General features: G+C 45.1%; 10 protein-coding genes. 6 read left to right on the forward strand and 4 right to left on the reverse strand.

Annotated features, from left to right (window positions below; translation table 11 throughout):
• Positions 1-244 precede the first annotated feature (244 nt).
• The 5 genes from FM037_RS18650 to FM037_RS18670 all read left to right on the forward strand — a co-directional run bounded on the left by FM037_RS18650 (position 245) and on the right by FM037_RS18670 (position 6635).
• Positions 245-1504, forward strand: coding sequence for an OmpP1/FadL family transporter (locus FM037_RS18650; protein ID WP_144049038.1), 1260 nt, complete (start codon positions 245-247; stop codon positions 1502-1504).
• A 167-nt stretch (positions 1505-1671) separates the two neighbouring features.
• A complete protein-coding gene (locus FM037_RS18655; RefSeq protein WP_144047216.1) occupies positions 1672-2388 on the forward strand; it encodes an SIMPL domain-containing protein in 717 nt (238 codons plus the stop codon).
• A gap of 255 nt (positions 2389-2643) precedes the next feature.
• On the forward strand, positions 2644-3018 hold the full coding sequence (locus FM037_RS18660) for a rhodanese-like domain-containing protein (protein WP_144049039.1): 375 nt from the start codon (positions 2644-2646) through the stop codon (positions 3016-3018).
• A 706-nt stretch (positions 3019-3724) separates the two neighbouring features.
• Positions 3725-6148 (forward strand): S8 family serine peptidase, encoded by a 2424-nt coding sequence (locus FM037_RS18665; protein WP_144047217.1) that lies wholly within the window; start codon positions 3725-3727, stop codon positions 6146-6148.
• Positions 6149-6278: 130 nt separating this feature from the next.
• Positions 6279-6635, forward strand: coding sequence for a VF530 family protein (locus tag FM037_RS18670; RefSeq protein WP_144047218.1), 357 nt, complete (start codon positions 6279-6281; stop codon positions 6633-6635).
• Between the two features lie 98 nt (positions 6636-6733).
• On the opposite strand, the gene FM037_RS18675 is transcribed toward FM037_RS18670, so the two are convergent.
• Positions 6734-7249: an aldolase/citrate lyase/malate synthase family protein gene (locus FM037_RS18675; protein ID WP_144047219.1), complete on the reverse strand. Its 516-nt coding sequence runs from the start codon at positions 7247-7249 to the stop codon at positions 6734-6736.
• Positions 7250-7454: 205 nt separating this feature from the next.
• On the opposite strand from FM037_RS18675, the gene FM037_RS18680 reads away from it, so the two are divergent.
• Complete coding sequence (locus tag FM037_RS18680; protein WP_144047220.1) at positions 7455-8984, forward strand: DUF3612 domain-containing protein; 1530 nt, start codon at positions 7455-7457, stop codon at positions 8982-8984.
• Between the two features lie 85 nt (positions 8985-9069).
• Here the strand turns inward: FM037_RS18680 and FM037_RS18685 are convergent, their stop codons facing one another.
• From FM037_RS18685 to FM037_RS18695, 3 genes are all read right to left on the reverse strand, one after another.
• Positions 9070-10788, reverse strand: coding sequence for a methyl-accepting chemotaxis protein (locus FM037_RS18685; RefSeq protein WP_144047221.1), 1719 nt, complete (start codon positions 10786-10788; stop codon positions 9070-9072).
• 13 nt (positions 10789-10801) lie between these two features.
• A complete protein-coding gene (locus tag FM037_RS18690) occupies positions 10802-11536 on the reverse strand; it encodes a c-type heme family protein (RefSeq protein ID WP_144047222.1) in 735 nt (244 codons plus the stop codon).
• 287 nt (positions 11537-11823) lie between these two features.
• Positions 11824-12801 (reverse strand): zinc-dependent alcohol dehydrogenase family protein, encoded by a 978-nt coding sequence (locus FM037_RS18695; RefSeq protein WP_144047223.1) that lies wholly within the window; start codon positions 12799-12801, stop codon positions 11824-11826.
• Positions 12802-12873 lie beyond the last annotated feature (72 nt).

Raw genomic sequence — 12873 nt, forward strand, 5'->3', positions numbered from 1 at the left:
AGCCTTGATACGCCTCATGATAGGCGCTCCAGCTCACGGTTAAAATACACACACATCAATAACCTCAAAACTCATGATTTAATTAACAAAAATGCAACTGACATTTGCAACTGGTCGGAGTTGTTGGTGGGAAAAACCAACCCTAAGATGCACTGGTCTAACAAGTGGACTCACATCAAACTTTAAAAAAGCGGACAAAAGCTGAGTTTGAATTTCCGGTCCTAAAATTACAGAGATGATAATGATGAAAAACTTCAACAAGACTTTATTAGCTATCGCCGTTACGCTTGCAAGTACACAAGCTATGGCCGCAGGTTTTCAATTAAACAGCCAATCGGCTACCGGAATTGGCCGTGCTTTCGCTGGTGACGCCGTCATCGCAGATAACGCTTCTGTGCTATCTCGCAACCCGGCAGCTATGGCGCTGTTTGATGAGAAGCAACTCTCTATGGGCCTGACTTATGCCGATGTACAGGTTCAGGTTAGCGATGTTACTCATGGCGATACAGGTCTGAACTATGGTTCTGTCGATGATGCGGCGGAAGCCAAGATCATCCCTAACTTTTACTATATTAACCCGGTAAACGACAAGTTCGCTTACGGTGTGGCTATGTTCAGTAACTTCGGTACAGGTACCGATACTAGTGAGTTATCGAACCCTGTTCCTGTAGGTGGCGGTGTAAAAGTTCCCGCACCTGTAGACTTACTTGGTAAAACAGAAGTCACCACCATTAACTTCAATCTAAGTGCCTCTTACCGCATCAACGAACATTTCAGCGTCGGTGCTGGTGTCGATATTATCTATGGCCAAGGCACCTTGACTCGTTCTGGAGAGTTACCATTAGGTGAAGGTGGTTCATACGTACCAGTTGATCTAGTTGATGTTGATGCCGATGGCGTCGCATTCGGTGGTATCGTCGGTGCAGTTTATGAAATCAATGCTGATAACCGTTTCGGCATCAGTTATCGTTTCAGTCCAGAAATGAGTGCAGATGGTACCGTGAACTACGGTGGAGTTGATTTTGAAGAGATCAATATCCCTATGCCTGATATCTTCCAGGTTGCAGGTTTTCATCAGCTGACTGACAAGTTTGCCGTTCACTACACGGCTCAGTTAAGCACATGGGGCGATTTTGATGAGATTTCAGTTTCGGACCCAGGTGATGTTCAACTTAAACATTACGCATGGGATGACTCTTGGTTATTCAGCGTCGGTGGTACTTACACACTTAATGACACTTGGACACTTCGTGCCGGTTACATGCATGACCAAGGCGTAGTCGGCGAGGTCAGCTCTATCTCAATCCCGGACTCAAATCGTAACTGGTATACAGCAGGTGCAACTTACAACCTGTCTAAACACACCAGTCTCGACTTCGGCATAGCCTTCGTCCGCGGTGAAGATGTGTCACTGACAGAAATGAGTGAAGTTGTAGGTGATATTCATGCCAGCACTCGCTCTGATGCGACTTACTACTCTATGCAGTACAACTACAAGTTCTAAATTTATTTAGTCCCTGATAGTCATGAAAAAGCCGCATTCAGTGCGGCTTTTTGCTGCCTGAAGAAAATATCAGGATATGCGCTTATTAAAAACTTCTTAGCTAGATTTCAATAGCAAAATAAATCTATACTATTTATTCAGGTTTCCACTCAAGGAATTGGATTAGAATGAATAAAAACAACGCGATAAGTGCACTTATATTAGGCTCCTTACTCTGTTTTGGTCTGGCACTGCTGGGCTATGGCATTGGACATAGCCTAATCGAGATGAAGTCCATGGATAGAACGGTTACCGTCAAGGGGCTTGCCGAACAGGAAGTTAAAGCCAATGTCGCTATTTGGCCAATCCGCTTCACCGAAGTCGACAATGACCTCACAACCTTATATCAGACGGTACAAACTCAGACAGACAAGGTGATCTCTTTCTTGCTTAAACAAGGCTTTACCATCGATGAGATATCCAGCTCTCAGCCCTCAATCGAAGACAGGCAGGCACAGGGATATGTGGACCCCAATGTGAAATACCGCTACGCGGCCAAAGTGACCATCTCTATCTATACCCAGAGAGTCGACCTTCTCTTAGAAAGCAGACAAAATATGCTCGAGCTGGCCAAAGAAGGCATTGCTATCTCAAATCAAGATTACAACAGTAGGACTGAGTTTCTGTTCACAGAGCTCAACTCTGTCAAGCCCGCTATGGTGCAAGCCGCTACGACCAATGCCAGACAAATAGCCGATAAGTTTGCCCAGGACTCAGATTCGGTACTCGGTAAGATAAAAAATGCCTCTCAGGGCCAATTTAGTATATCCGATAGGGACAGCAATACCCCTTATATCAAGCGTGTGAGAGTCGTCTCAACCTTAACTTATTATCTCAAAGATTAGTTAGCTTAAGTAGCATTGATTCCCCCTGTGTAAGGATACTTGGGTACACATTTACCCTATGCCTTCCGAACGTTATACTGAATAGTGAAACCTTAGATTGTTGCCGACGCTTGCTCTGCTTAATGCATTAGCAAGCGCCCAATGTTTATAAGTTAAAAGTATAGAGATTAAAAGCATCTAAACTAACTCGTCATATTCATTCATAAATATAAGGAAAATAAAGTGAAGAATCAGATAAATATCGCCCATAGAAGTATGCAAAATTACAGCTTTATGGTCATTTTCGCGTTACTTAGCCTCTTGATGAGTCAATTCGCCTTGGCGGCTGATAAAGACCCGAGAGTCGCATGGGATAAGATAGATGCGGGGGCCACAGTGATCGATGTCAGAACGGCAGAGGAGTTCGCGGCGGGACATTTAGATAACGCGATCAATATCCCTTTCGAAGAGATAGCCGCTGAAATAAAAATGCTCGACATCGCCAAAGACGCTCAAATTGTACTCTATTGTCGCAGTGGCCGACGCAGCGGTATCGCTTTCGATACCTTAGTCTCGGAAGGTTTCACTCAGAGCTATAATGGCGGTGGTTTTGAAACTTTGAATCAGTTTAAGCAAGATGACAAACAATAATTAAGCAACTAGCTCAGCATGATTTGTCGATAACTCACTAAACCTTGTGAAGAGTTATCGACACCTTAATAATACACCTGGTCTAGATCACTGACTCCTCAGATTCATACTTTTTATGCACCTTTATACCAATCAGTATAAAGGTATGGTCACTCAGCGAGTATTTAGCACTTCTTAATACCGATTGGTATTACTCGTCCAAATCCCCCTTTCTCATGCTAGATAAAGTTAAAGCTTTAGAGGCTCAGCATTAGCTTCAATTTGGCAAAAGTTTACCTTAACCCTATGACAAACCTTAGTAATTGGCGTTGTTCCCACTCATCAATATTACTTTTAAGAATATATTATAACCAATATCAACTAATGCTATTAACCTATATTTTCAATACCTTACAAGAATAAAACATTAAAAAACCACAATGAAAATCATTTAGGATATTGAATTCTAAATGTATTGATTTCATCACTATCCGCATACCAACTCACAATTACCTACCAAACCCGCGAATTAATGCGTTTTAAACGCAATAACTATGCAGTAAAGATTTAATTACCCCTCCAGCAAAATAACACCAAAGCGTTAACGTTAATTTTACAATTCAATTACATGCAGTTACATTCACTGACGAGTAACCAGTTTATTTTAGTTTCCACTAAAAATAGACCTAATAATAATGATTAATTCTAATTAACATGGAAGACAACTATGACAATAAGCAAAACAACATCTGTTGCACTCAGCTTATCTGCCTTGGCAATCGCCATTTCAGCTAATGTGCAAGCTGCGCCGACCTTTACCCCGGGGCTTCAATCGAGTGCTACAGGTTTTGAACAAACATCTCCGCTGCCTAAGCGCTATATTGTAAAATTTAAAAATGCTCAAGCCGCTTCAAGTTTCCAATCAGCGTCTGATGAAATGAGTGTGATGAGCTATGTGCCAAGAACTAACGAAGTCTTCTCTCATCACAGAGCACTCAATAGTGTTTCTGCAAGAGAGATGAAGCGCATTGGTCGCAGTAATAGCTATACAGCCAAACTCGACTCAAAGAGTATTCAATCCCTTCGTCTTCGTTCAGATGTTGATTATGTTGAAGAAGACATGCCCAGACACCTGCTGAGTGAAACAACTCCATGGGGTCAAACCTATGTGGGCGCTACCAGCTTGAGTGACTCCATGGCTGGTAATCGCACCATCTGTATTATCGATTCGGGTTACGATCGCGACCATGGTGACTTGAGTGGCAATAATGTCACGGGCACCAATAATTCAGGTACTGGAAACTGGTTCGATCCAGGTAACAATAATGCTCACGGTACTCATGTGGCAGGCACCATTGCAGCCATCGCCAACAACTCAGGGGTTGTTGGTGTGATGCCAAACCAAACAGCCAACATTCATGTGATCAAGGTATTTAACGAAGCTGGTTGGGGGTACTCTTCATCTCTAGTTTCGGCCATAGATACTTGCGTCAGTAACGGCGCTAACGTAGTCACTATGTCTCTGGGTGGTGGCAATTCCAGCACCACAGAAAAGAACGCCATGACGGCTCACGCGAATAATGGCGTGCTATTAATTGCCGCGGCAGGTAACGCTGGTGATAGTACTCACAGCTATCCGGCTTCTTACGATGCGGTAATGTCTGTGGCAGCCGTTGATAACAACAAAGATCATGCTGCATTTTCCCAATACACTAATCAGGTTGAGATCTCAGGTCCAGGTGAAGCGATTCTATCGACAGTGACATTGGGTGAAGGACGTTTAGCCGACATAACCATCGACGGCCAGTCCTACTTCGATAATGGTATCGTCCCACATAATCGTTATGTAAAGTCTGGCACCGACCATATTGGAACTCCAGTTAATGACAGTGTCACCGGAGAATTAGCAGAGTGTTCGGTTTCTGGTAGCAGTTTTAACTGTGACGATATGAACGCTAAGGTTTGTTTAGTTGAGCGCGTCGGTAATCAGGGCGCTAGCTACCCCGAGATAGATGCAGTTAAAGCCTGTAACTCGGCAGGAGCAAGTGCAGTTATCGTCTATGGTAATACCGAACTTCCGGGCCTACAAAATCCCTTCCTCGTCGATACCAACAACGAAGCTCCACTGGTTTCTGTCTCAGTCGATCGCGCAACGGGTCAGGCCTTACAAGCACGGTTAGGCTCAACGATCACTGTCGCTAACACGGCAAACGAAGATTACGAATACTACAACGGCACCTCGATGGCGACCCCTCATGTATCGGGTGTGGCAACATTAGTATGGAGTCATCATACAGAGTGTAGCGCCATGCAAATCCGCTCAGCATTAAATGCAACGGCGGAAGATCTTGGTACTGCTGGACGTGATAATCAAACAGGTTATGGTCTTATCGATGCGGTAGCCGCTAAGGCTTATCTCGATGCCTCTTGTGATGGCCCTACCGATCCGGGCACAGGTCCAGGAGAGTTTGTGCTTGAAAACGGTGTAGCGAAAAACAGCTTGGCAGGCGCTAAGAATGACGAGCTTCATTTCTCTGTCGATGTCCCGGCTAACGCAACTGATTTGAGCTTTACCATGAGTGGCGGCAGTGGCGATGCGGATATGTATGTGCAGTACGCAGCGGCGCCAACCACTGGCAGCTATGATTGTCGCTCATGGGAAGGCGGCAACAGTGAGTCTTGTCCTATCAGTAATGCGCAAGCCGGCACTTACTACGTGATGGTTCAAGGTTACACTGCCTTTAGCGGAGTCAGCTTAGTCGCTAATTTCACGGAATCTACTGGCGGTGGCGGAAATACAGGTGGCCCGGCAACCTACACCAACACTAACGGTTACTCCATTCCTGATAACAGCTCAGTCGGCGTTACTAGCCCGATATCTGCCACTCGAACCGGTGACTCTGGAACCGTGACAGTGAAAGTGAATATCAGCCACACTTATATTGGTGATCTACAAGTCGAGCTGCATAGCCCATCGGGTCAATTTGCTATCTTGCATGATAACGCTGGCGGCAGCACAAACAACATAGTCCAAAGCTACACCGTCGATATGACAGGTGTTGAATCTGCAGGTGACTGGACACTAAAAGCGGTAGACAGTGCTCGACGTGATACTGGCACCATCAACAATTGGGAGCTTACTTTCCAGTAAACCTATTCAGCTTTATACATTTTGTTGAGGGCGCATGCGCCCTCTTTTCCTCCTATGCTAAAACCTCCCCTGTTCAATCTTGCTGGTTAACTGATATAATTAACTCAATATCAATTAATCTAATGAACTCATGACCCAAGTAAACAATCCACTACATGGTATCAAGCTAGAAGACCTACTCACCGACTTAGTCGAACATTATGGCTGGGAAGAGCTAGGCGCTCGCATCGATGTTCGTTGCTTTAATCATGATCCAAGTATTAAATCCAGCTTGCGCTTCCTGCGTAAGACCCTCTGGGCAAGAGAGAAGGTTGAATATCTTTATTTGAAGATGAATAAATTACCTTTACCGGCAAGAAAGCCAAGAGATGATCACTATCAGGCCAGTGATAAGAGCCTACGAGAGGCGAGTAACAGGTCAAATGCTAACTCTGATAACAATAGCGATGATGACAATCAGCTCAATACCAATATCTGGGGCAACTAGCTGCTTGGATAAAACCTAGCGACTTGAATCAAACATCAAAAAGCCGGATAGACCTTAGCGTCTGTCCGGCTTTTCTATATTTATAGTATCAATTGGTATTAGCCTTTAAGCGGATACTCGCTGCCATCTTTTGCCGTGAAGATTTGCGAAGCTTGTGAGTTTTCAATGATTCGCTTCTCTTCAATATTGAGTAAGCTAATCCAATATTCATGGCCTTCCAGCCTGACATCATCTATGTGGGCCTGGTCTTTAATACCTGTCTTGCCGCCGCGATCGAAACTCAGTTCCACATGGGTACCGTTACTGTTAAGCAAGATAGCTTCAGGTTCACTCTTATGGCCGTTTAGCGCAACAAATTGCCCTGAATTCTTCAGCCCCGTATGGGTTCCGTCGGCAAAAAACATCAACAGCTGTTGATAGTAAACCACGTAACTACGCACCTCTTTATGAGAACCTTTAGCTAATGGAAAGGTGTTATCCAGAAACTGTTTGGCATTAGCCATAATGTCAGTATCAGTGACTGCTTCTGCAGTTTTCACATTGACAATTCCGGCATTGATAAGGTTTGTAAAGTTTTGCTCGCCATATTCACTGCTGATAGTTGATATATCCATAGCCTTATCCTCTCAAATCAATCTCGGGTTATTTTCCATTATTAACAAACGACTAGTATTTTTATAATTGAATTATCACCTAGCTTTTCATTTTTACTTCAAGTGAGTCACTCATATTCATTCTTTCTCGATTGCTTGATTTGTAGTCTAGCTAATTTTTGACTACAATTTCACAATTAAAATTATACAGTGTGAATTTTACAAAATGAGAACAACAAAAAGCTTAATGCGAAAATCACATTTTCTTGGTACTAAAATTCGTAACCTAAGAAAAAGAAACCATCTCACCATGGAAGATCTTTCTGCTCGTTGTGTTCGGGTCGACCCGGAAACCGCCCCCTCAGTGTCATACCTGTCTATGATAGAGCGCGGTAAACGAGTGCCCAGTGCAGGCATGTTAGCCGTCATCGCGGCAGTATTTCAGAAAGAGGTCGATTGGTTTTTAGATGATGTACCTGAAGATCAAGCTATCACGCCAGATAAAGGCCGCCGTGGTGGCATAAACGGCATGGCGCTGGAGCCAAGTTTTTTGTTTTCCAAAGATATATTACAGATTGCCATACCTGAGATGTTGTCACAAACAGGGGTCACCGGACGACAGTTTGCTCATCTTTTGATCCGCGCCCATCAGGAACATCATCAGAATCACTTCCCGGATCTTGAACGTGCGGCCGAAGAGATAGGACAGAAACGCCTGCCACTCGCCCAGGAAGATATCATGGATATCGCTAAGGGTATGGGCCTCAAGATAAAATGGGTCGACCGTGCCCCCAAAGATGTTATTGATGAGATGGGGGCCACCTCCACTCAACTAGTGACTTCATTTTTTGAACCGCCTTCGACCATCTATATCAATAAACACCTGAAATCGAACCCGACTCGACTCAAGTATGATCTGGCGGTGCACATAGGCCACTGTGTATTGCACAACAAGGATGGATTGAAATCTGTACTCACCACTGGACGAAGTCAGGTCAGTACCGAGATGGACAATGGCACACCACAGTCTTCGACGGTCAATGCACAGGACATTCTCCACGCCTGGCGTGATTTTGAGTCCAGTTTCTTTGCCGGCGCCCTGCTTTGCCCCAAAGTCCCTTTCAGGCAGATGTTAGATCGTCATGGCTATGAGATAAATGTTCATGAAAAAGTGGGGGTGTCCGCATCGGTTGCCATGCGCCGCATGACGGTTGTCTCTCCCTATCCCCACTGGCATTATTTCGATGCCTATGCGCCAGGGAAATTAAAAGCCGTCTATCGCGGCAACGGTATTCCACTTCCCTGGGGCAATATGCGCTTAGTTCAAGACCCCTGTCAGCATTGGGCTGTATTTAGAAAAATCAATGAAACCAGTACTGGCTCATCTGCACAACTGTCGATACTCGATGTCGACAATGAGCCTAGGATTTACAGCTGTGAGTCAATAAGAGTAAAAGATATGGCGGGCAACAATCACGTACTCTGTGCCGGCATAGATCTCAACCCCGCTATCGAAGCTCAGGGAGGAGACGCTAATGCGATGGCCTCAGAATTAAAACAAGCTTGCGTTAAGCATGGCGGCGAAGCCGAGATCCCCAAGGCCATAAAGAAGGACTTAACCAGTGTGGCTAAAATTCTCAATATCAACTGGGTCGAGCGAGGCATAGATACTCAAGCCAGACTCATCTGCTCCAGAGGGGCTGTTTGTCCACGTCAGCCAACTTGTTATGAAGCAGGTAAGTCTCAGTGTAACTAGGTAATTGGATTGCTGAAAAAAAGAGCCGCTGGACACGATTGCGGCTCTTTGTGGTAATAAACCAAGCTAATAGAATTGAGTTGGCTTAGACCTTAAATTGCTGGACTAAGCTGGCTAAATGTCGTGACAGTTGCAACAAGTTTTCACTGGCCGATACGGTTTTTTCTACGGCCTGAGTCGTTGAAATTGACCCATCACTGATAGACACTATATTTTGATTAATCTCAGCGGCAACCAAGGCTTGCTGCTCTGCAGAAGAATCAATCATGGCATTAAGTTGATTAATTTCGGTGATTTGCTCTTCGATAATCTTCAGCGCAGCACCGGCTTTTTCTGCTTGGTCAACGACAGATTTAGCATCGTCATCACCTTGGGACATGACACTTACCGCATGTTGCGTACCCGACTGCAGGTTACTGATAATCTTATTTATCTCTTCCGTTGCATCTTGAGTCCTCTGGGCCAATGTACGTACCTCATCTGCAACAACCGCAAAACCTCGACCCGCTTCACCCGCCCTCGCCGCTTCGATCGCCGCATTGAGCGCCAGAAGGTTGGTCTGCTCGGATATGCCTCGAATCACATCCAGTACAGTCCCGATGACGCTGCTATCTTTCTCAACTCGAGCAATAGCCTGATTAGCATCTGAAATCATTTTTGAGAGGCCTAAAGTTTGCTCAACCGAACTCTCTACCATTTGACGGCCATGACTCGCTGCATCGGTGGCATTAAGTGTTGCCTGTTTTGCATGCTCGGTATGTTGGGCCACTTCTTGTACCGTAGTGGCCATCTGATTGATTGCCGCAGCGACTTGCTCAGTAGATTGCTGCTGTAGCACGACTCCCTGCTTGGTCTCCTGCATAATATTCACCAGATCGGAAACCGCTGCATCGAGCTGCTGGCAAGCATCGGTCACCTTACTCACGATAGTGCCAAACTGCTCCATCATACGGTTGAAAGCGACACCTGTGACACCAATTTCATCCATACTCCTGACTTCGAAGCGGCTAGTCAGATCCGACTGTTTCTCGATACACTCAACTGTGCTGCGAAGCCGTTCTATGGGGGTACAGATCTCTCTACGCATCACATAGGTATAGATAATACTCAATAGAATGATAACGATAAGTAATATGAGTGACAGGGTGAACAATTCAGCGGTCTTGTTAACTATCCTGTCAGCCGCCTCCCTCACCAAATTTCCGGAACGAGTGACGTCCACACTCGCCGATTTCGCTTGTAGGCTGACCTGTTCGAAGTTTTTATCCGCGGCTTGTTGAAAGTGCAAAATCAACAACTCAATATCCTCAGCCTGCTGTCTGCTGCCGGCAATCAATGAGTTACCTTTAACTCGATTATCATCGACATAAGCATCCACAGCCTCAAGCATCACATCATAAAACGCCTGAGTTTTATCTGTGAGTGTCCTAGCTAAATCCCCGTCTTGAGTCGCCAGCTCCGCAAGCTTACTATTAAGGTGTTCCTGGGTGATATTTGCCTGATCTTCCGCTTCGTTTAACCAGCTAACCGACAGATCCAACAGCCAGGCCCTGAGCTCCCGAAACTCTTTATCGATCTCACTCGCCAGTAAGTATTTATTACGCTCTACTCGCTGCAGAAGCTGCATCTCTTCCTGGTGCCTAATCGCGTTAATCTGCTGCTCGACTAACACTTGTTGTTCAACACTAATCGAAGAGATACTTTCAACCGTTGTCAGCACATAGATCAATGCAAATGCCATTACAGCCGAGAAACCAAAGCTGCCTGCAACCAGTTTGGTCGATATAGTCATATTTTTAAACATACCACTACTACCTCTACTGGTAGATGATTAAGCTGATCGCTCCACCTAACTCACCTAATACACCTCCCTCTTTCTTGCCACCGGTAATGTCCCTCTCTCCTTTTGGCATGCCATGGCAGCCTAAACATGACTTACCATAGTATTCAGGTAAGATAAATCTAAAGGCATCTTTGCCCTTGACCTTAGATTCCTCAGAAAATGGCTCTCCCTTCATATAGTCTGCACTCTTAAACAGGGTTTCGATAACATTGTTCTCCCATTTATCAGGCCTGTTAGCACGATTTCTCACATAAGTCTTAGGTGCCGTTAACTTGATTTTCATCTTTCCAGCCATACTGGAACTGAACTTATTAGCCACCTGCCGGGCAAAAATTGCGGGTAAGAAACCTTTAAATCCCACACCTTGTTCATTGATTAAATCCTGATTTTCATCCATGACAGCCACGACCGCAATCAACATGGCAGTCTGGGCATCGGTGAGTTGGTCTGTATCTAAGGGAATACCACTGGCCTGTGCATAATTGACCAGAGCCTGCTCTTTTACAGATTCACCCGACAACCCTTTATCACCTATAGAAGCATCGTTGATATGTTGTTGATTGACTGAGATGACTTTCCTGGCAGCGCGATAGAGCGTGGTGAGTTCTTGGCTTATTTCGGCATTTGAGTTTGCTACTGCGACTTCGACGTCAGTAAATAAAAGTAGGAGAACACAGATTAATGACCCCAATACACGTGATGTGAACATGGCGACCGTCCTGTTAAAAGAGCTACCAAACAAGTTAAAAATACCTAACTCTGTTCAGGGCAGCTGACTAAACATCTTTTAATTATAGTAACCATTCACTCAGGTGATTAGTTTTCGAGCGACTCATGCTTATCTAAAAAGTAACAGAAATACCAAAGTAAACTGATTTACTCTGGCTGATTGAACAAAAAAGAGGTAGCACCATATATGGGGGCTACCTCTTATAGCAAACATCGGTGACTAAGTGATGAATATTCTTGTCTACATTCAGCCTAGCTAGGTGGTGACTACACCCTTAATGCTATTTTTCCAACTGCTGCGCCGGATTCTAAACGAGCATGTGCATCGGCGACTTGCCAGATAGTGAAGTCAGACTCATCGAGCAGAGGTTTGATAATACCAGAGTCCACCAACTCGGCTATCTTAGTTAAGATCTCACCGTGGGATTGTCGATTAATGCCTTCGACCATAGGGATAAGCATAAGCACGCTGTGAAAACTCAAACTCTTCAATGCCACCTGTAATACATTATCGATGGGTAAAGTGGTGGCAACAGCACCATTAAATCGAGCGGCTTCGAAGCTGAGTTGAATATTGTCACCGGCCACGGGATCGAATATGGCATCGAACCCCACGCCCTTGGTGTACTGTTGAACATAGTCGGACACAGACTGCACCTTGATATCGACTAAGTGATCGGCGCCTATACTCGCGGCAAGCTTCATATTACGCGGCGTCGATGTTGCGGTGACCTCGGCGCCAAGATGTTTGGCTAACTGAATTGCCACATGGCCAACCCCACCCGTTGCGCCATGGATCAGCACCTTATCGCCTTGCTTTACCTTGAGTTTATGACATAAGCCTTCCCATGCCGTAATAGACACCAAAGGCAGCACGGCAGCCTGTCTCATGGTCAAGGTTTTAGGCTTAAGAGCCATTAAATCGGCATCGACCAACATAAATTCCGCTAATGCCCCATCGATACCCGCAATTCCCCCCGCACAGCCATAAACCTCATCGCCAACCTTGAAGTGACTCACGTCATCGGCCACTTCAGTCACCACACCGGCAACATCACCGTGGAGTATTTCAGGTAAATTAGCAGACCAAGGAGTGTCGCTTGAGCGCAACATAGTATCTAACGGATTCACACTCGAAGCTTTCACTTCCACCAGCATGTGGCCTGACTTCAATACCGGCTTGGCTTTTTCGGCCAGTTGGAACACATCGCTGGAACCCAGTTGTTTTATGATCATGGCTTTCATATTTATCGTCTCTATCATTGAATGGCTAGTTAATGTTAATGAAGCTATTTTAGTTATTGCCTAACAAACCAT

It is taken from the genome of Shewanella psychropiezotolerans, assembly GCF_007197555.1.
GTDB lineage: Bacteria > Pseudomonadota > Gammaproteobacteria > Enterobacterales > Shewanellaceae > Shewanella > Shewanella psychropiezotolerans.